This is a genomic window from Nibrella saemangeumensis (assembly GCF_039541915.1).
Classification (GTDB): domain Bacteria; phylum Bacteroidota; class Bacteroidia; order Cytophagales; family Spirosomataceae; genus Nibrella; species Nibrella saemangeumensis.
Map to the genome: position 1 here is coordinate 89814 of NZ_BAABHD010000079.1, position 19028 is coordinate 108841.

General features: G+C 55.2%; 17 protein-coding genes. 11 read left to right on the top strand and 6 right to left on the bottom strand.

Annotated features, from left to right (window positions below; genetic code table 11):
• The first annotated feature begins 21 nt into the window (after window positions 1-21).
• From ABD949_RS23320 to ABD949_RS23355, 8 genes are all read left to right on the top strand, one after another.
• Window positions 22-945, top strand: coding sequence for a 1-aminocyclopropane-1-carboxylate deaminase/D-cysteine desulfhydrase (locus tag ABD949_RS23320; RefSeq protein WP_345247500.1), 924 nt, complete (start codon window positions 22-24; stop codon window positions 943-945).
• 107 nt (window positions 946-1052) lie between these two features.
• Entirely contained in the window at window positions 1053-2159 is a 1107-nt protein-coding gene (locus ABD949_RS23325; RefSeq protein ID WP_345247502.1) for an efflux RND transporter periplasmic adaptor subunit, read from the top strand.
• Window position 2160: 1 nt separating this feature from the next.
• Window positions 2161-5286: an efflux RND transporter permease subunit gene (locus ABD949_RS23330; RefSeq protein WP_345247504.1), complete on the top strand. Its 3126-nt coding sequence runs from the start codon at window positions 2161-2163 to the stop codon at window positions 5284-5286.
• Window positions 5287-5339: 53 nt separating this feature from the next.
• Window positions 5340-6437 carry a lactonase family protein gene (locus ABD949_RS23335; RefSeq protein ID WP_345247506.1) on the top strand — a complete coding sequence of 366 codons (1098 nt, stop codon included), beginning with the start codon at window positions 5340-5342 and terminating at the stop codon, window positions 6435-6437.
• A gap of 92 nt (window positions 6438-6529) precedes the next feature.
• The gene (locus tag ABD949_RS23340) at window positions 6530-7042 is read left to right on the top strand and encodes a GNAT family N-acetyltransferase (RefSeq protein ID WP_345247508.1); all 513 of its coding nucleotides are present in this window, start codon (window positions 6530-6532) and stop codon (window positions 7040-7042) included.
• A gap of 71 nt (window positions 7043-7113) precedes the next feature.
• A complete protein-coding gene (locus ABD949_RS23345; RefSeq protein WP_345247510.1) occupies window positions 7114-7497 on the top strand; it encodes an alpha/beta hydrolase-fold protein in 384 nt (127 codons plus the stop codon).
• Entirely contained in the window at window positions 7442-7894 is a 453-nt protein-coding gene (locus ABD949_RS23350) for a DinB family protein (protein ID WP_345247512.1), read from the top strand. The genes ABD949_RS23345 and ABD949_RS23350 overlap by 56 nt, the downstream gene beginning before the upstream one ends.
• 150 nt (window positions 7895-8044) lie before the next feature.
• Entirely contained in the window at window positions 8045-8932 is an 888-nt protein-coding gene (locus tag ABD949_RS23355) for a dienelactone hydrolase family protein (protein ID WP_345247514.1), read from the top strand.
• Window positions 8933-9043: 111 nt separating this feature from the next.
• On the opposite strand, the gene ABD949_RS23360 is transcribed toward ABD949_RS23355, so the two are convergent.
• From ABD949_RS23360 to ABD949_RS23370, 3 genes are all read right to left on the bottom strand, one after another.
• Entirely contained in the window at window positions 9044-10003 is a 960-nt protein-coding gene (locus tag ABD949_RS23360) for an L-threonylcarbamoyladenylate synthase (protein WP_345247516.1), read from the bottom strand.
• A 294-nt stretch (window positions 10004-10297) separates the two neighbouring features.
• Window positions 10298-10753, bottom strand: coding sequence for a DUF4190 domain-containing protein (locus tag ABD949_RS23365; protein WP_345247518.1), 456 nt, complete (start codon window positions 10751-10753; stop codon window positions 10298-10300).
• A gap of 41 nt (window positions 10754-10794) precedes the next feature.
• A complete protein-coding gene (locus ABD949_RS23370; RefSeq protein WP_345247520.1) occupies window positions 10795-12429 on the bottom strand; it encodes a flavin monoamine oxidase family protein in 1635 nt (544 codons plus the stop codon).
• A 223-nt stretch (window positions 12430-12652) separates the two neighbouring features.
• Here ABD949_RS23370 and ABD949_RS23375 point away from each other — a divergent pair, with 223 nt between their 5' ends.
• The 3 genes from ABD949_RS23375 (at window position 12653) to ABD949_RS23385 (ending at window position 16068) form a co-directional block, all read left to right on the top strand.
• Window positions 12653-14398, top strand: coding sequence for a GMC oxidoreductase (locus ABD949_RS23375; RefSeq protein WP_345247522.1), 1746 nt, complete (start codon window positions 12653-12655; stop codon window positions 14396-14398).
• A 3-nt stretch (window positions 14399-14401) separates the two neighbouring features.
• A complete protein-coding gene (locus ABD949_RS23380) occupies window positions 14402-15040 on the top strand; it encodes a gluconate 2-dehydrogenase subunit 3 family protein (protein WP_345247524.1) in 639 nt (212 codons plus the stop codon).
• Between the two features lie 176 nt (window positions 15041-15216).
• Window positions 15217-16068 (top strand): DUF4394 domain-containing protein, encoded by an 852-nt coding sequence (locus ABD949_RS23385; RefSeq protein WP_345247526.1) that lies wholly within the window; start codon window positions 15217-15219, stop codon window positions 16066-16068.
• 88 nt (window positions 16069-16156) lie between these two features.
• Here the strand turns inward: ABD949_RS23385 and ABD949_RS23390 are convergent, their stop codons facing one another.
• From ABD949_RS23390 to ABD949_RS23400, 3 genes are all read right to left on the bottom strand, one after another.
• Window positions 16157-16696: a GreA/GreB family elongation factor gene (locus ABD949_RS23390; protein ID WP_345247528.1), complete on the bottom strand. Its 540-nt coding sequence runs from the start codon at window positions 16694-16696 to the stop codon at window positions 16157-16159.
• Window positions 16697-16762: 66 nt separating this feature from the next.
• Entirely contained in the window at window positions 16763-17977 is a 1215-nt protein-coding gene (locus ABD949_RS23395) for an aminotransferase class V-fold PLP-dependent enzyme (protein WP_345247529.1), read from the bottom strand.
• A gap of 85 nt (window positions 17978-18062) precedes the next feature.
• Window positions 18063-18974, bottom strand: coding sequence for a sugar phosphate isomerase/epimerase family protein (locus ABD949_RS23400; protein ID WP_345247531.1), 912 nt, complete (start codon window positions 18972-18974; stop codon window positions 18063-18065).
• Window positions 18975-19028: the final 54 nt, after the last annotated feature.

Genomic DNA, 19028 nt, shown 5'->3' on the forward strand with positions numbered 1-19028 from the left:
GGTCTGGCACAAAATTAACCAATGCTACCCGAACGAGAATCACCGCTGCAACAATTATCCGGGCCGGCCACTATCCGGCTGTACCTGAAGCGCGATGATCTGCTGCATCCGCAGGTGTCGGGTAACAAGTGGCGCAAGCTGAAATACAACCTCATAGCTGCCCGGCAACAGCAGCACGATACCCTGCTGACCTTCGGTGGGGCGTACTCCAACCATCTGTTTGCCACGGCCGCAGCCGGTCAGCTCGCCGGGTTCAGCACCATCGGCATTGTCCGGGGCGAAGACCACCGGGAGCGCGATAGTCCAACGCTGGCGTTTGCCCGGTCGTGCGGGATGCACCTCCATTTCGTCAGCCGCGCCGATTACCGCCGGAAAGACCTGTCCGAGTTTATAACTCAATTAGCCAGCCAGTTTGGGCGCTTTTATTGCCTGCCCGAGGGCGGCAGCAACCACCTGGCGGTGCAGGGTGTAGCGGAGGTTATCTCCGAAATTGAGCAGCAGCTGGGCCGGGTACCCGATTACGTATGCTGTCCGGTCGGTACCGGCGGCACGCTGGCCGGACTGGCTGCCGGCGCATCGGAACCGACGCAGGTACTCGGCTTTTCGGCGCTGAAGGGGGGGGGCTTTTTAACGGATGATGTGCAAAAATTACTTAACGCAGCGGACTTGGCGAAGCCATTCCGGCTACTCACCGATTACCACTTTGGTGGTTACGCCAAAACTACCCCCGAATTGATTGCTTTCATCCTGGACTTTGAACAGCAAACCGGAGTTCTGATTGAACAGGTCTATACCGGCAAAATGCTTTACGGAATTCTGGATTTAGCCCGTCGGGGTTACTTTCCTGACGGGGCTACCGTTGTGGCTATCCATACGGGTGGGCTGCAGGGTAGGAGTAAGGCGTTGCGCTGCCCGTCTGAACCGTCCGGCGATTTCCGTGAATGATGCTGCCCACCCTGCGTTCCCTTCGGTAACGCAGGCAGTGCGGAAAGAGTAGATAAAATGATTAACTTAATTTTAGAACTGTTGGATTACTTACCAGGTCATATTGCATGCGGGCATTATTACTTATACTGATTGTGGGCGGAGCGCTGATAATTGGCAAACTATTTCTTCTACCCAAAGCTTCCGGAGAGTCGAAAGGCAAACTGATTCTGGGACCGGAAGAGGCAAAAAAGAAGGAGTCGAAATCGGGTGATAAGCCGCCCGTCAAGGTGGATGTGTTGCTGGTCCATAAAGAGTCGGTTGAGAATTTTATTACCATACCGGGTACCGTCCTGCCCAATGAAAGCGTCGAGTTGAAGGCCGAATTATCGGGCCGGCTCAACTACCTGATTGGCAAAGAAGGCAAGTCCGTGGCCAAAGGCGAGCTGATTGCCAGAATCAACGATAAGGAACTCAAAGCCCAACTGCTCAAGCTGGACCTTCAGGAACAGCGGGCTAAAGAAGTAGAGACGCGGCAGCGACAACTACTGGCCGTGGAGGGCGTCAGCAAGGAAGAATTCGCCATTGTGGCGAACAATACGCTCACGATCGGGGCCGATAAGGAACTCTTGCGGGCGCAACTGGAAAAAACCGAGATCAGGGCTCCGTTCAGCGGCAAAATCGGGCTGCGTCAGGTCAGTGAAGGTGCTTTTTTGATGCCCGGTACGCTGGTGGCGACCCTGGTGCAGACCAACCCCGTTAAAATTGACTTTTCCATTCCCGAGAAATACGCGCATTACCTGCGGGTCGGAACCCTCCTGCAACTAAGCACCGAGGGTAGTGAGTCGGTATCGGCCCGGATAGCAGCCATCAGTCCGCTGGTCGACCCCACGCTTCGCACCTTAAAAATCAGGGCTATTGCTCCCAATCATGCGGGCCGGCTCGTTCCCGGTATGTTCGTCCGCGTTCACGTTCGGCTGAGCGGAAACAACGAATCAATTCTGGTACCCTCGCAGGCTGTTATACCCGAACTAAAAGGTAAGAAAGTCTTCCTGGTAAAGGCCGGTAAGGCCCAGGAGCAGTTTATTAAGATCGGGCTGCGTCAGGAGCGGAACGTCCAGGTTACGGAAGGGCTCACGGCTGGCGATTCGGTCATTGTTTCCAGCATAATGGCCCTGCGCAACGGCTCTCCGGTATCTGTAAAAAAGACACCTTCATCTTCTCAACTCCGCTAGCATGAGTATTTCAACCCTGTCGATCCGGCGTCCGGTGCTGGCCATCGTGATGAACCTGCTCATTCTGCTGTTCGGCTACCTCGGCTTTCGCTTTCTCGGTATCCGGGAGTTTCCTTCCATCGACCCTCCAGTAATTTCGATCCGGACCAACTATGCCGGTGCCAACGCCGACATCATTGAGTCGCAGATTACCGAACCGCTCGAAAAGCAGCTCAACAGCATCGAAGGCATTAAGTCCATCAATTCGCAGAGCAGCCAGGGACGCAGCGAGATAACCGTTGAGTTCGGCCTGGATGTCGATATGGAACGGGCCGCCAACGATGTGCGGGATAAGGTAGCGGGTGCCGGGCGGACCTTACCCCCCGACCTGGATGGTCCGCCCATCGTGAGTAAGGCCGATGCCAACTCCGACCAGATCATGATCCTGTTGCTCCAGAGCACCACCCACCCGCATCTGGAGGTCAGCGAATATGCTGAGAATGCGGTGGCGCAACGGCTCCAGACCATCGAGGGGGTCAGTGAGGTATCGATCATGGGGCAGAAAAAATACGCCATGCGGTTGTGGATGGACCCCGGCAAAATGTCGGCTTATGGCGTTACCACCCAGGATGTAAAAAATGCGCTGGACCGGGAAAGCGTTGAACTACCCAGCGGTAAACTGACCGGCGCTACTACGGAGCTGACGGTGAAAACCCAGGGCCGCTTTGAAACCGAGGCCGACTTCAACGCCCTGATCATCAAAAATGCCGGCGACAACAATGTCCTCTTCAGCGACATTGGGCGCGCCGAGCTGGGGCCGGAAAATGAAGAAAGCTACCTGCGGCTGAACGGTATTCCGCTCATCGGACTGGGTATTGTACCACAGCCGGGCTCCAACCACCTCGACATCGCCCGCGAAGTGAACCAGCGCCTGGTCGGTATTCGGCGGGACTTACCGCCTGGGTACACGATCGATGTGCTGTTTGATTCTACCGTGTTTGTCAAGCGGTCGGTAGAAGAAGTGGCCGAAACCCTGCTGATCGCCATTGGCCTCGTCGTCATCATCATTTTTATCTTCTTCCGCGACTGGATTGTGGCGGTTCGCCCGCTGATCGATATTCCGGTGTCGCTGGTCGGTACGTTCTTCGTCATGTACCTGCTGGATTACTCCATCAATGTGCTCACGCTGCTGGCCATTGTGATGGCGACTGGTCTGGTGGTAGATGACGGTATCGTAGTGACCGAGAACATCTTCAAGAAAATTGAACAGGGCATGAAGCCCGTCGAAGCCGCCATTAAAGGGGCCAACGAGATTATTTTCGCGGTACTTTCTACTTCCATAACGCTGGCCGCCGTGTTTCTGCCCGTTATTTTCATGGAGGGCTTTGTGGGTAAACTGTTCCGGGAGTTTGGGGTGGTGATCTCGGTGGCGGTCCTGATTTCGGCCTTTGTGTCACTGACCCTCACCCCGATGCTCAATGCGTACCTGAACCGGAAAACGCACCACCAGGGCTGGCTCTACCGGAAGACCGAACCGTATTTTGAGCAACTGACCACAGCCTACAACCGCAGTCTAGCCTCATTTCTGCAACGCGGGTGGGTAGCGCTCCCAATCGTCGGACTGACGCTGGGGATGATCTGGTTTTTCGGCAGGGATATTCCTTCTGAACTGGCACCCCTCGACGACCGCAACTGGTTCCGCCTGTCGATGACCGCTCCGGAAGGTACCTCGTTTGAAGCTATGGATGGGTATATGCTTCAGGTAGGGCAACTGCTCAACGACTCCCTGCCCGAAACCCACGGCATCATGCTCGTTACGGCGCCCAACCGCATTGGGGCCGGTAGCCCGAATGTGGGTACGGGACGGGTCATTTTAAAAGATAAAACCGAACGGCTCAACGACCAGCAGACGCTGGCCGATTATACCACCAAACTGCTTCGGCAATTGCCCGATGCCAAATCGGTGGCGATTCAGCAGCAGACTATCTCGGTCGATCAGCGGGGCGGCCTGCCGGTGCAATATGTGCTTCAGGCACCGGATTTTGCCAAACTGCGGACTTATCTGCCCAAATTTCTGGAAGAGGCCCAGAAAGATCCGACCTTTGCCTCGGTCGACGCCAGCCTGAAGTTCAATAAGCCGGAACTGAATGTGCGCATCGACCGTCAGAAGGCCAAATCCATGGGCGTATCAGTGGCCGATGTGGCCCAGACGGTGCAACTCGCCCTAGCCGGGCAGCGTTTCGGCTATTTCACCCAGACCGGCCGCCAGTACCAGGTGATCGGGCAGTTTGACCGGGCCGACCGGAATGAGCCGCTGGACCTGACGGGCATGTATGTGAAGAACGCCCAGGGGCAGGCGGTGCAACTGGATAACATCGTTACCCTGGAGGAGCAGAGCAGTCCCCCGCAGCTGTTCCATTATAACCGGTACATGAGCGGGACGATCATGGCTGCTTTGGCCCCCGACAAAACCATTGGCGAAGGCATTACGGCCATGGACAAAATCCGGGAGCGGTTGAAGGATGACACCATTCAGACCGCCCTCAGTGGCGCGTCGCGGGATTTTGCTGAGAGTCAGTCCAATACTCTGTTCTCCTTTCTGCTGGCGCTGGTGCTGGTTTACTTCATTCTGGCGGCCCAGTTTGAGAGCTTCATCGATCCGTTTATCATCATGATGACGGTGCCGCTGGCTATTGGCGGGGCCGTGTTTGCACTCTGGTATTTTAATCAGACCCTGAATATTTTCTCGCAGATCGGCATCATCATGCTCATTGGCCTGGTGACTAAGAACGGGATTCTGATTGTGGAATTTGCCAACCAACTGCGGGAAGAAGGGGCGGGCGTCCGGGCCGCTGCGCTGGAAGCAGCCACGCTTCGGCTGCGGCCTATTCTGATGACGAGCCTGGCCACGATTCTGGGGGCGCTGCCCATCGCGCTGGCGCTGGGTTCGGCCGGCAGGAGCCGCATGTCGATGGGGATTGTGATTATCGGCGGGCTTCTGTTTTCCCTGATGCTCACGTTGTACGTGATCCCGGCCATGTACACATTCATGTCCCGGCGACGAAACACCGTACCTCAATCACCGGATTCCTCCCTGGAGCAGCCGGCTATGGACAGTTACGAGCCTGAGCGTAATCTATCCCTGTAAGGCTAATGAACGGTGACTGTCTCCCGCAATCCCACTGACAACCTGGACTACCCATGAGAACGTTACCCGTCTCTTTTATTTTTCTCTTTGCCGTTACCCTGCTGCAGGCCCAGCCCAATCCCCGGTTTTTTATTGGCTCGCTTACACCGGGGCCAACCTCGCTCATTACCTACTGCGAACTGGACCGGACAACCGGGCGCATTACGCAACTGGATACCACCGGGTCGCTTAAAGGCCCCGGTTACCTGAGCCTGTCGCCAGATGGGAAACACCTGTACGCTGTCACGCAGACCAACGAAATTGTAGGCTTTCAGGTAAACTCGAACGGCAAACTGTCGCTGGTTAACCGGCAGTCTTCACAGGGAGCGAACCCCTGTTACGTCTCGGTTCATCCGTCGGGACGCATGGCCTTTGTCGCCAACTACACCGGGGGCAGCGCAGCGGCCTTTCCGATCACCGGCGATGGACAGCTGCAACCCGCCACGTTTGTTGAGACTTATACCGGCGATGGGCCAAGCAAACCCCGCCAGGATAAAGCGCATGCCCACTGTGCCCTGCCGAGTGCGGACGGCCACTACCTGTTTGTCACCGACCTGGGTACCGACCGGATCATGAACTATGCGGTAGATGTCCGCCGGGGTACCGTGCAGCCCAATCCGGTCCAGCCCTATTTTTCAACTACGGCTGGTTCCGGGCCCCGGCACCTGGCCGTTCACCCTTCCGGTAAGTTTGTGTTTGTGATCAACGAACTGGATGCGACGCTGTCGGTACTTAGCCTCGATAAGAAAGGTGTACTCCGTACGATTCAGACTGTAGCGACGTTACCGCCCGACTTTAAGGAAAAGAACACCGCTGCGGCTGTGCGGCTGCATCCCAACGGTCGGTTCGTGTACGTATCCAACCGGGGGTATAACGGCATCACCGCGTTTCGCATCGGGTCCGACGGTACGTTGACGCAGGTAGACGCGCAGACACAGACCATCCACACGCCACGCGATTTTAACCTGGACCCCAGCGGCCGGTTCCTGCTGGTGGCGAATATGGGAACCGATACCATTTCGGTGTTCTCCGTAAATGCCGACACCGGTAAGCTGACGCTGCTCAATGAGGGGTTTTCTGTATCGAAGCCCACCTGCCTGGTTTTTCAGTAACGGGGCAGCGTTTTAAATAGCCTGGATTACGAAAACCTTCACCGACGGACCCAGCCGCGCCAGTTCATACACCACCTCTTTGTTGATAGACCATGGCTCACCAGCGCATTACCCTCCGCCCGGCCACCATTCAGGACCTGCCACTGCTGAGACATTGGGATGAGCAGCCGCATACGGTGGCCTCTGATCCAAATGACGACTGGGCCTGGGGGGTTGAACTGAACCGGCAACCGCCCTGGCGGGAACAGTTAATTGCCGAACTGGACGGCAGACCCATCGGCTTTATCCAGATCATCGATCCGGCGCTGGAAGATTCCCACTACTGGGGTGATGTACCGGCAAACCTCCGGGCAATTGACATCTGGATTGGGGAAGCACAGGACCTGGGTAAAGGATACGGGACCCGGATGATGCAGCTAGCCATTGACCGTTGCTTCAGGGATAAAAATGTGTCGGCTATTCTGCTTGACCCGTTGGTTACCAATGTCAACGCTCGACGGTTTTATGAGCGTCTGGGCTTCCGGTTTGTGGAGGAACGGCAGTTTAACGACGATCTTTGTGCCGTTTACCAACTGAACAGAGCAGCGCTGACACCTGAATCATGATGAGAACTCCTGTTTGCATACTCCTTCTGGTTTTCTTTGCCATTCCCGTTATTGGTCAGACAACTAAACCAATGGCCAAAAAAGCTGCCAAACCATTTGTGCTGGGGATCATTGACGAGATACAATCCACTCAATTAGCCGAAAAACGAACGCTGAACATATACCTGCCGGAGGGGTACAACAAAGACGACACCACCCGGTATCCAGTCATCTACTTACTCGATGGCTCGGCCGACGAAGATTTTATCCACGTCGTCGGGCTGGTTCAGTTTAACACCTTTCCCTGGGTCAACCGAATACCCAAATCCATAGTCGTAGGCATTGCCAACGTAAACCGGAGAAGAGATTTCACGTACCCGACAACGCTGGAGGAAGACAAACCGATAACCAATAGTAACCATGACCTTACTAACCGATCTCACCACCACCCGCGATCAGACTCTCGCCTGTTTTGATCTGCCTGAAGCCGATCTGGCCAGGACATATGCGCCCGGCAAATGGACTATCCGCCAGATTCTGGTCCACCTGGCCGATGCCGAAAGCGTGTTGCATGAGCGTATCAGGCGCATAATTGCCGAGCCGAAGCAGGTTATCTGGGCCTTTGATCAGGATTTATGGGCAGCAGCGCTGGCCTATGAGTTGTTTCCGCTGAATCTGAGTCGTGATCTGTTCCGGGCCAACCGAAACGCCATTATTTATCTTGCCGACTCGTTTTACGAGCAGCTGGGTAGTAACGAGTTTGTCCACAGCCAGACTGGTCTGCGCACCCTCAAAGACGAATTTGATAAGGTAGCTTGGCATAATCAGAACCACCTCGATCAGATTACCAGGGCCCTTTCGTCTGAAAAGTAAAGCCGCAGCAGCCTGCTTGCTTCTCACCTTATGGCTGGCGGGTCGTTTCACCGTTATGTAAAACTGAGTAGATTTAGTGGGACAAGCCCGTTTACTGCATAAACCAAATACCCGGATTCCGTTCGATTAGCGTACCTACGACAAACGACCATGAAAGAAATTAAAAAAGAAGACGTTAAGCAGGAAGTCTTTGACCTCTACGATGACTACGCCCACAACCGCATTGACCGGCGGGACTTTGCGCAGAAGCTCTCGGCCTATGCTGTGGGCGGTATTACCGTAGCCTCTCTGATGAGCTTTCTGATGCCTGATTATAAAGGCACCATTCAGGTTAAAACCGATGATCCCCGATTGAAAACGGAAACCATCAGTTATCCGTCTTCCAAAGGAGGGGGTACCATCAAAGCCCAGTTGGCCATGCCCGCCGATGCCAAAAAGAGACTTGGCGGCATTGTGGTGGTTCATGAAAACCGGGGCCTTAATCCGCACATTGCCGATGTGGCCCGCCGGGCGGCCCTGGCCGGATTTGTTACCATAGCACCGGATGCGCTGACCCCCCTGGGCGGCTATCCTGGTAGTGACGACGAAGGCCGTGCCATGCAAAGCAAACGGAGCCGGGATGAAATGCTGGAAGATTTTATCGCTGCCTTCGATTACCTGAAGGTTCATAAAGCCAGTAATGGTAAGGTGGGCGTTGTCGGTTTTTGCTTTGGAGGAGCCATTGCCAATCTGATGGCCGTACGCGTTCCCGATTTAGCGGCATCGGTACCGTTTTATGGCGGGCAGCCGCCCATCGATGACGTTCCTAAAATTAAGGCTCCCCTGCAGTTACACTATGCCGGGCTGGATACCCGCGTGAATGAAGGCTGGCCGGCGTATGAAGCTGCGCTAAAGAAGCACGGTAAAGAATACACGGCGTACATCTATCCGGATGCCAACCACGGTTTTCTGAACGATACCACCCCGCGGTTCGACAAAGCGGCCGCCGATCTGGCCTGGAAGCGCACCATCGACTTTTTTAGTCAGAAACTGGCGTAACCGTCTCAGACCAGCAAACCGCCCAACAGTCAGTGGAGTCGGAATGTCTGCCACCAGCGATCGTCAATGTACGGAAGATAGGGGAACCCGATGGACAGGCCATCGGGCTACTCACCGCACGGCAGCCCGCCGGAGCCGGTCGTTGATGGCGCGGCCGAGGCCTTCGTCGGGGAGCTTTTCGGCGTAGATGATGTCGACGTCGAGCTGGTCGAGCTGGCGGAGGTAGGCAAAGAGATTCCGGGCGGCTTCGGTCAGGTCGCCGGTTGGGGAGAGGACTAATTGCCGGTCGGACGGAATGTTTTCGATGGGTCTCTGAAAGGCTAGGGCACCGACATCACTCATTTCGGGGTCGACGGCGGCATAGTGGGTCGGCATCAGCACCAGCGGTTTTCGGGGCGCGTAGTGGCTGCTGAGCATACCCGGCGCTTTCGGGTTAGACGTCGAGTGGCTGCGGACCGTGAGCGGTCCCACTACCGCTTCAATGGTTTCCAACGCCATACCGCCCAGCCGGTAAACAATGGGGTGGTGCTTGTCGGTGAAACCGATGATGGTTGATTCAAGGCCGATCTGACACGGCCCGCCGTCCAGGACATAAGGAATCTGGTCACCCAACTGGTTTACTACGTGCTGGGCCGTGGTAGGGCTGATGTAGCCGAAAGGGTTGGCACTGGGCGCGGCCAGCGGAAAGTCCAGCGACCGGAGCAGCGCCAGCGTGAGCGGGTGGTTGGGAATACGCACCGCCACCGTGCTTAGTCCCGAGGTAACCAGCTCTGGAATCACTGGCTTCTTCGGCAGCAGCAAGGTGAGCGGACCGGGCCAGAACTTCTCCGCCAGTTTGCGGGCTGGCTCCGGAATTTCATCCACAAACTGACTTACCTTCGTTAGGGAGTCGGTATGCACAATCAGGGGGTCAAACGCGGGGCGGTTTTTTACCGTAAAGATTTTAAGGACCGCATCCGGGTTGAAGGCGTTACCGGCCAGCCCGTATACTGTTTCGGTGGGAATACCCACGACTTCTCCCTGTTCCAATAATTGTTTTGCCGCCTGCAGGTCATTGCCTAATTGTGCCATACCGCAAAGATACACCTCAATTGTTTTTCATCTGTTGCCAACCCTGTAACTGGTCTGAACGCCCGGCGAAAAAAACGCAGAAATTTTCAGGACGTTGTCCGGTTTTTAAAGGCGAGTTCGTCTTAGTGGCAAAAACAAAATCATGTCATCCTTCAATCAATCTGCAATTATGGACAAGTACATGCTTATCATCCGCTCGCCCATGAATTTTGCAGCAGGCCATCCGGCTGACTACTTCACAGGCTGAGAAGCAACTGCTGGAGCGGAAACTGGCTGCGTTGCAAAAACAAACGATCAATAAAACCGTCCGTTCGACAAGCCGTAAATCACAAACGAAGCCACGCCCAAAACACCTATTATCAAGCCGGCGATAGCGAACCCTTTGCCGGCATATTTGTCCCGGTTCTCCCGGATTCGCACTAAACTGATTAAACCCGCTATGGCCGCCAGCAGACTAAAGACCAGACCGGCGATGTAATAAAAGGAAAAAGCGCCAGCGATGCTTAACACCAGCGCCGATATAGCGAAGATTTCAATTTGCCTGCCCTGCGCTTTCCTCTTTTTCCTGACTTTTCCTGTCTTCTCTGCAGCCGCTTTTTCTTCCGAAGAAGCAACAGCCGCTTTGGGTGCTGTATCGGCCTGACGGGCAACTGTGGCCTCCTGACTGGACGACGAAGAGGCACTCGAAAAAACAGGCTGGGCCACGAAAAAGGAAAGTGCAAAAAGCACCGCGTACTTTAGTTGGTTCATGGTGTGGATAAAGTCGAATTGAAAATGGTACGAAAATCCTCCTAAACTGGGCGGGCTGAGGTAGCCGCTACATAGCGCAGCATCTGCCGGGCCGCCCGCCGGCCGGTTTCGGCACCGCCGTTCATATAGCCCTGGAACTCGAAGCTGCAATGTTCACCGGCAAAGAACAGCCGACCGGCTGGCTCGATTTCGGCACCGCTAATACTCGTCCACTGTCCTACCGTATAACAGGCGTAGCTGGCTTTGGTGAACGGATGCGTCGGCCAGTGGAAACGCTGCACATTACCGTTGTAAAGTACCTGCGAGCCATTGAAGATCTGGTTCAGCAGGGGCAGGTAAATGTCTTTCTGGTGTTCAGGCGTTCCCTGACCAACCTCAACGCCCCGTTGCCCGCCCAGGTACACCGTATAGCCACCGGCACCCGGAATACCCTGCCTCTGGCTGTTGTCCCAGCCGGTCTGTACCCCATTGTCGGTAAAGACATAGCCGGTATAGCCCCCGCTTCGCCAGGGATGTCCGCTGAAGCCCATCATCAGTTTGGCGTTGGTGCCGTATCCCAACTCCTGAATACATTGCTGTTTTACCGGTTCCAGGGAGACATTGATACTGACTTCCCTGAGTTTGGTGAAGGGAAGGGTAATCAGGGCGTAATCCGCCTGCACCACCGAGCCGTCGTCAAAGGTAAGCGCCAGTTTGGTGCCGGCCGGATCAATGGTGGTCAGGATTCGGCTCAGTTCGATATGGCTCTCGTACAAGGCCGCCAGCCGGTCGACGATCTGCTGATTACCCCCGGCAATCTTGTAGCGTTCATCGCTGATACCAAAAATGTCAAATTGCCCTTTCCGGGTATCGGCCGAAATCAGGTACAGCAGGTTGATGGAAGACTGCACGCTGCATGACAGACCAAACTCCGTTTCGTAGGCTACTTCCAGCAGGTCTTTCAGCCATCCACCGGCCCCGATGCTGGTCAGGTAATCCGAGATCGATAACTGGTCCAGGGTCTGCGCTACGCCTTTGGTGCGGTAATCAACGACTGGTGGCAGGCTTTTAATATCCTTCTCCAGTTGCGGAGCAATCTGCCGGAAGGCTGCTACTACCTGGCTCAGCGTATAGTGGTTACCACCAAAATAGAAGGCATCTTTGATGAGCGCCATCTCCGACGGGGCCTGCGTGTCCAGCAGCGACAGCCCAAACTCCTGTGCCAACTGAAGCATATCGCGGTGGCCGCTGTCGATGAATTCACCGCCCAATTCAGTGGTCAGACCGGGAGCCATGATGTTTTTGGCGGTGTACATCCGGCCACCAGTCCGTGCCGATCCTTCGTAGATGGTGAAGTTAGTAAAGTTGTTTTTCCGGAACGTATGCGCGGCATTGAGTCCGGCAATACCGGCTCCGATGATGGCCACAACCGGCTGGTCGTTCCGGCGGGCCGAGCGGTCGCGGTTCTGGGGCCGGGCCGGGTCAAGTACATCGGGACGGCAGGCTTCGAGGGTACCGAGGCCGCCGGCCAGCAGGGTCAGCTGACCCGCCGAGCGCAGAAAATGACGACGCGACTGGTGGTCACGCCATTGGTCGATCAGTTCGTCAGCGGGCGGATTTTCGGATTGGTTGGCGGCCACTGCCAGCCGATAGGCTTGCCGGAGAAGGTTTAAAAGCGGGGTTCTGGATGATTTCACGGAACAGATAGACTGGGGTTTTGACTGGCTAATACTACGAAGGAATCATCCTTGTACCCAAAGGTGAGTTTGTAAACGGTCGATTTTCAGAGAATTGTAGTAGTAGAGTTACTGATTATGCATTTGGCTACGCTAAAAGTGGCAGATCTATAGTATAAATGCGTATAAATTGGCTTTATATGACAAGCTGAAGAAGACTTTACTCTTCTCTAACCCTATCTACATGGATTTATTTCAGATAAAAAAGGCTCCGAAAGTATACGATGTCTGCATCGTGGGCTCCGGGGCTGGTGGCGGCATGGCGGCCTATCAGCTGTCCAAAGCCGGTGCCAACGTTGTTCTGCTGGAAGCGGGTGGGTACTATGACCCTGCCGATCCAAAATACATCACCCAGTTGAAATGGCCGTACGAGTCACCCCGGCGCGGAGCCGGTACAACGCGTGCCTTTGGTGATTTTGATGCCGCTTGGGGAGGCTGGCAGATTGAGGGCGAGCCCTATACGGCGGCCCAGGGTACCGAGTTTCACTGGTTCCGCTCGCGGATGCTGGGTGGCCGGACTAACCACTGGGGCCGTATTTCGCTGCGCTTCGGGCCCGATGATTTCAAGCGCCGTTCGATGACCGGTATCGGCGAAGACTGGCCCATCGGCTACGACGATGTGTCTCCGTACTACGATAAGGTTGACCGGCTCATTGGGGTGTTTGGCTCCAAGGAAGGCATCCGTAACGAACCGGACGGAGTTTTTTTGCCGGCTCCAAAACCGCGTCTGCACGAGCTGATGATCCGGAAAGCCGCCACGGGCATCGGTATCCCGGTCATCCCGTCGCGATTGTCCATTCTGACCAAGCCCATCAACAAAGAGCGTGGTCAGTGTTTCTACTGCAGCCAGTGTGGTCGGGGCTGTTCGGCCTACGCCGACTTCTCGTCTTCGTCGGTGCTGGTGAAACCGGCATTGCAGAGCGGCCACGTTACCCTGATTACCAATGCCATGGCCCGCGAGGTGATGACCGATGCCAACACGGGTCTCACTACTGGTGTGTCGTACGTCGATACCGAATCGCTGCAGGAAAAAACGGTGCAGGCTAAGGTGGTCGTGCTGGCCGCCAGTACCTGCGAAACGGCGCGGCTGCTGCTCAACTCCAAATCATCGCGCTTCCCGAATGGGTTAGCCAACTCCAGCGGGGTAATCGGTAAATACCTGAATGACTCGACCGGGGCGTCCCGTTCGGCGTTCATCCCGACCCTGATGGACCGCAAGCGGTACAACGAAGACGGTGTTGGCGGTATGCACGTCTTTACGCCCTGGTGGCTCGACAATAAGAAACTCGATTTCCCCCGTGGGTACCACATTGAATATTCCGGGGGTATGGGTATGCCCGGCTACGGTTTCATGGGCGGAGTCGCCGGCCTGAACGGCATGATTCCCGGTCGTGATGGCAAAAAGCGTCCCGCTGGTGGTTACGGTGCCAGCATGAAAGATGATATCCGGCGGTACTATGGTGCCTTTGTCGGCATGGCTGGTCGCGGTGAACCGGTACCTCTGGAAAGCAACTACTGCGAAATTGACCCGAATAACGTGGATAAGTACGGGATTCCGACGCTGCGCTTCAACTACAAGTGGTCGGAGGCCGAGGTGAAGCAGGCCAAGCACATGCAGGATACCTTCGAGGAGATCATCCACGCCATGGGCGGTATTGCGCTGGGTAACAAACCCGGTGCGGAAAACAACTACGGACTGGAAGCCCCCGGCCGCATTATTCACGAGGTGGGCACTGCCCGGATGGGTAGCAACCCGAAGAACTCGGCCCTGAACTCGTTCCAGCAGGCCCATGACGTGAAGAACCTGTTTGTGGTGGATGCCGCTGCCTTCCCGTCGCAGGGTGACAAAAACGTAACCTGGACCATCCTGGCCTGCTCCATGCGCACCTCCGATTACCTCATTGATCAAGTTAAGCAGAAAAATATTTAAGCTATGAAACGCAGAGACACCCTTAAAGCCATTTCGTTGAGTTCACTGGGGCTGGCGGTTATGCCGGCCGAAGCAGCTGTGCCTGCGCCCCCCGAAACCCCGATAAAAATACCGGGCGGTCGGCAGAAGTTTGAAGCCATTCGCGATGCGGAGCTGATGAAGCAGAAGTTCTTCACCCCGCAGGAACTACAGACCATTACGGTGCTGTCGGACATTATTATTCCGGCCGACAGTAAATCGGGCAGCGCGTCGCAGGCCGGAGTACCCGCCTTCATCGAATTTATGATGAAAGACGTACCGGCCAATCAGACGCCTATGCGCGGTGGCTTGCGCTGGCTGGACAACTACTGCACCAAAAAGTACGGGAAGCCTTTTGCGCAGACCACCAAAGCGCAACAGATCGAGGTTGTCGATGCTATTGCGTATCCCGAACTGGCTAAGCCCGAGATGAGTCAGGGCGTCGCGTTCTTTAACCGGCTGCGGGGATTTGTGCTCACCGGCTTTTATACCAGCCCCATGGGCATTAAAGACATTGGTTATTTGGGAAATACCCCCAACCAGTGGGATGGCGTACCCGCCGATGTGCTGAAGCAGTACGGGCTAAGCTACAATGAAAAAGAGCTGACGCAGGACAAAAAGTAATTGTAAAATAACGATAAGGCGAGGCTGGCATTTAGGTATGCCGGCCTCGTTGTTTTTATACCCGTAGAAAGAATTTACACGATTCAGGTGCAGTTGCTAAGTTCCAGCAATCCGGATGGAGCGCTATTCCGTAGGTAAGGGCGTAACAACGTTTTTCACCTCAACAATTGTTAGTTATGAAAGGTATCGTCAATCCATTGAAGGCTGTGGCCTTTGCCCTCCTGCTTACCACGCTGGCAGCCTGCCAGAACGACGCACTCGTGCCTAGTAAACCCGAAGTCTTATCGACGGCTAACGCCAGGAAGGGATTTGGCGACATTACCTTTTACGCCCTGGCTGGTGGCATCCAACTGGATAAATACTCGACAAAAAATCCCGAAATGCTGCTCCAGTCAGTAACGATTTCCGGCCTGCAAATGGGTGAAACAATACTTGGTATTGATTTTCGGCCGGCTACCGGGCAGCTATACGGCCTGGGGAGTACCAGCCGGCTCTATACCATCAACACAGAAACCGGAATGGCTACTATGGTTGGGCCGGGCCCCTTTACGCCTTCGCTGATGGGCAATGTGGCTGGCTTTGATTTTAACCCCACCGTTGACCGCATCCGAATCGTAACCGATCAGGGGCAGAACCTCCGGGTAAATCCAATAACCGGCGCGGTGGCAGTCGTCGACGGAATGATTAACGGCCAGGCCGGAGCCCGGATCTCCGCCGTTGCTTACACCAACAATATGGCTGGGGCGACAACCACAACCCTGTATAATATTGACGTTGCCAGCCAGAAGCTTTTTAAGCAGATGCCGCCCAATGATGGCACGCTTGTGGAAGTTGGTTCGCTGGGCCTGAAAGTAGTGGGCGAGGGTGGTTTTGATATTTCTTCCAGTGGTGGAGTGGCGCTGGCCCTGTACGAAGTTAACAAGAAATCAACCCTGTTTACCATCGATCTGGAGACGGGAAAAGCCACCACCCTTGCCAAGTACAACAAAAGCCTGATGTATACCGGCATCGCCATTCCGACGATGTAATCGGTTCCGTTTCCAAATGCAGTGGCATGGTTATCAGCTTAGGTAAACGCATTGTCAGAAACCCCGGCAGACGCCGGGGTTTCTGGTTTTAGCCTGAATCATAGGCAATACCAACTATTTCCAGCACCCCTTCGCCCTGCACGGAGGGCAGGGTGATCAGATCCCCAACCTTCTTTCCCTGCATGGCTCGGGCAACGGGTGCCGTAAAGGCAATGAGACCTTGTGCCAGATCCGCTTCGTCGACGCCGACAATCGTTAATTGGCGCTCTGCCTGCGTGCCCGCACGACCCGAATATTTTCCGCTACGGGGTCGAAGGGTAACCGTGGCACCAAAACGCACTTCATCGTGCGGCTGACTGTGTGGTTCCACCACTCTGGCACTGGCAATCCGTTCGTTGAGTTTGGCGATGCGGCCATTCAACAGGCTGATCTGCCGTGATCGTTCGGTTTCGTCATTTTCGTCAGCCTGAACGCGGCTGCGTTCCGATTCCAGTTCGGTGAGCTCCGCCCGTAGCAGAGACAGCCCTCTGGGGGTAACATAGTTGGGCGTGCCCGGCGGCAGCGGAGCCCGTGCCGGAATGAAGACGGGGTCATCTGCCGATTCATTTTTCAAAAAAGCCCTGCTCATAAACAATCAATTAGCTTTAATCTAACAGTGTTAAACGTTAGTTGTTTATGAAGACCGTGCTTTTCCTCAGCCGGCAATCGTCCGTAACGCCTTCACGAACGTATCCAGTTCCTGCGTGGTAGTAAACAGGTGCGGAGTGACGCGTACGCCTTGTACGTTGGCGTAGTCGATGGCGACTGTAAAGATCCGGTACTGGTCGAACAGGCGTTTGGCCAGGTCAGCCGGTTTTATGTTGTTGACACCTACATTGGCAATGGCGCAGGAGCGGGCCGGATCGGCGGGGGTGTTCAGGATGATGTTGGGGTGGTTCCGAACCTGATCGGTCCAGTAGCGTTGAAGGTAGCGTAGCCGGGCTTCTTTGCGGGCGATGCCGATTTGCTGGTGAAAGCGAATCGCATCCTGAATGGCCAGATCTGTAGCCACCGGATGGGTGCCGGTATGGTTCAGCTTACGGATGTCGTCATCGGCAAATCCCGATTCGCCGAATAGGGGCCAGAGCGGCTGAATTTTATCGTTACGAACGTATAACAGTCCTGCGCCTAGTGGAGCCCCGAGCCATTTGTGCAGACTGGTACCGTAGTAGTCGCATCCGCCCAGGTCGGCAATGCTGAAGGCCAGGTGTCCGAACGCGTGAGCCCCGTCCACCAGCACCGCTACGTTGTGCCGGTGTGCCATGTTAACAATTTTCCTGACTGGCATAATCTGGCCTGTAATGTTTACCATGTGGCACACCATTAGCAGCCGCGTTTTCGGCGTAATAGCCCTTTCGTACAGACTGACAATCGCTTCGTCGGATTGAGGATGGTTGGGTATGGAGATTAGGCGGTTGATCATGCCATGCCGGCGTGCCTGGAGCTTAAACATATCGAGCATGGCCCCATAGTCCTGCTCGGCCATTACGGCTTCGTCGCCCGGCTTCCAGTCGATGCCGGCGATCACGGTATCCAGCGACTCGGTGGTATTGCGGGTAATGATGACCTCCTCCGGGAGGCAACCCAGCAGATCGGCTAATTGCTTTCGCGAAGCGAGCTTATCGTCAAATTGCCGGGTACGCATGTAATACGATGACACCGCGTTGATCCGGCGGATGTGCTGCTGGTATTGGTCGAGTACCTCCTGCGCGGCCAGCAAGTAGTAGCCGTTTTCGAGGTGAATAAACTCATCGGTAATGGTGTAGGCCGACCGGACCTGCCGCCAGAACGGTTCGTCCCTGGCCAGTTCGGCCGGCGTTAAGGTAGCTACGTTGGCTAACGCTTTTTCCAGAGAAATCGGGGATATCATCGTCAAACCGGTAGTACCGGCTAGGGTTTTCAGAAAATCACGTTTCGTTAACGGGGGCATATGACAACAGTTAATGAAGGGTTGCTTAACCCGCTACGGCCAGCGCCTTTCTGACCTTCTCCAGAAAATCAGGCACCTTTACGCGGGGATCGCCTTTGCCAAGCGTTTCAATGGGCAGGTAGCCCCGGTAGCCGGAGTCGCGTACGATCCGGACAATTTTATTCAGGTCTGTCTCAACTTCCCTGCCGTCGACGTACAGATTCTCTTTGATCTGCCAGGTAGCGGCATAGGGTGCCAGTTGCGCAATCTGGGCGTACGGATCACCAATCCGGAAACTGCCGATATCGAGGTTGACCGCCAGCCATTCAGAATTAACCATCTTAAGGATTTGCAGCACATGGTCGGCGGTTTCGATAAAGTCGGCGTGGTTTTGTAGCGCAAGCATTACCCCATACTGCGCGCCGTACTCGGTGCATTCGCGGAGTGCGCTGGCTACCCGGTTGGTCACTTCTTCGCGATTTTGCCCGGCCGTTAAGGCTTTGCCCGAGAATACCCGCAGGTTTGGCGCACCAAAGCGGGCGGCAAACCCGATCCAGTTTTTGACAAGATCAATCTGGGCTTTTCGCTGAGTCGGATCGGATAGCGTGAAGTCATTGCGTACGCCGGTTCCGCTGATGTCGAGTCCCAGTTGGAACGCCTTCCGCTTAATGTCATAGACGTAGCTGTCGGCGGGTAGGGTGGGGTAGTTGGGGAAGTAGTACGCCGTCGGGTCAACGGCGTCAAAACCCAGGTCAGCGCAGAATTTAAGCACCTGTTCGAGTGTCATCTGACCGGTAGTCAGCGGCTCATTAAAGGAATAGAGATTGCAACTGAGCTTGATGTGGCCGGGCTTTTTCGGATTTGTATCCGAGCTGAGATTACCGGCAACCGCCACACAGGTAGGAACAAGCGACAGTCCGGCTGCGGCTGTTTTCAGAAATATTCTTCGGGTAGGCATGGGCAGGGTTGGAAATAGCGAAAGATACATATATTCGGAAGCCGAAGGAAACGG

Coding starts and splice junctions, on each gene's coding strand:
- ABD949_RS23335 (WP_345247506.1), top strand. CDS start 5,340: ATGAGAACGTTACCCGTCTCTTTTATTTTTCTCTTTGCCGTTACCCTG.
- ABD949_RS23320 (WP_345247500.1), top strand. CDS start 22: ATGCTACCCGAACGAGAATCACCGCTGCAACAATTATCCGGGCCGGCC.
- ABD949_RS23360 (WP_345247516.1), bottom strand. CDS start 10,003: ATGGCACAATTAGGCAATGACCTGCAGGCGGCAAAACAATTATTGGAA.
- ABD949_RS23345 (WP_345247510.1), top strand. CDS start 7,114: ATGGCCAAAAAAGCTGCCAAACCATTTGTGCTGGGGATCATTGACGAG.
- ABD949_RS23375 (WP_345247522.1), top strand. CDS start 12,653: ATGGATTTATTTCAGATAAAAAAGGCTCCGAAAGTATACGATGTCTGC.
- ABD949_RS23395 (WP_345247529.1), bottom strand. CDS start 17,977: ATGATATCCCCGATTTCTCTGGAAAAAGCGTTAGCCAACGTAGCTACC.
- ABD949_RS23340 (WP_345247508.1), top strand. CDS start 6,530: ATGGCTCACCAGCGCATTACCCTCCGCCCGGCCACCATTCAGGACCTG.
- ABD949_RS23325 (WP_345247502.1), top strand. CDS start 1,053: ATGCGGGCATTATTACTTATACTGATTGTGGGCGGAGCGCTGATAATT.
- ABD949_RS23400 (WP_345247531.1), bottom strand. CDS start 18,974: ATGCCTACCCGAAGAATATTTCTGAAAACAGCCGCAGCCGGACTGTCG.
- ABD949_RS23385 (WP_345247526.1), top strand. CDS start 15,217: ATGAAAGGTATCGTCAATCCATTGAAGGCTGTGGCCTTTGCCCTCCTG.
- ABD949_RS23355 (WP_345247514.1), top strand. CDS start 8,045: ATGAAAGAAATTAAAAAAGAAGACGTTAAGCAGGAAGTCTTTGACCTC.
- ABD949_RS23380 (WP_345247524.1), top strand. CDS start 14,402: ATGAAACGCAGAGACACCCTTAAAGCCATTTCGTTGAGTTCACTGGGG.
- ABD949_RS23330 (WP_345247504.1), top strand. CDS start 2,161: ATGAGTATTTCAACCCTGTCGATCCGGCGTCCGGTGCTGGCCATCGTG.
- ABD949_RS23390 (WP_345247528.1), bottom strand. CDS start 16,696: ATGAGCAGGGCTTTTTTGAAAAATGAATCGGCAGATGACCCCGTCTTC.
- ABD949_RS23350 (WP_345247512.1), top strand. CDS start 7,442: ATGACCTTACTAACCGATCTCACCACCACCCGCGATCAGACTCTCGCC.
- ABD949_RS23365 (WP_345247518.1), bottom strand. CDS start 10,753: ATGAACCAACTAAAGTACGCGGTGCTTTTTGCACTTTCCTTTTTCGTG.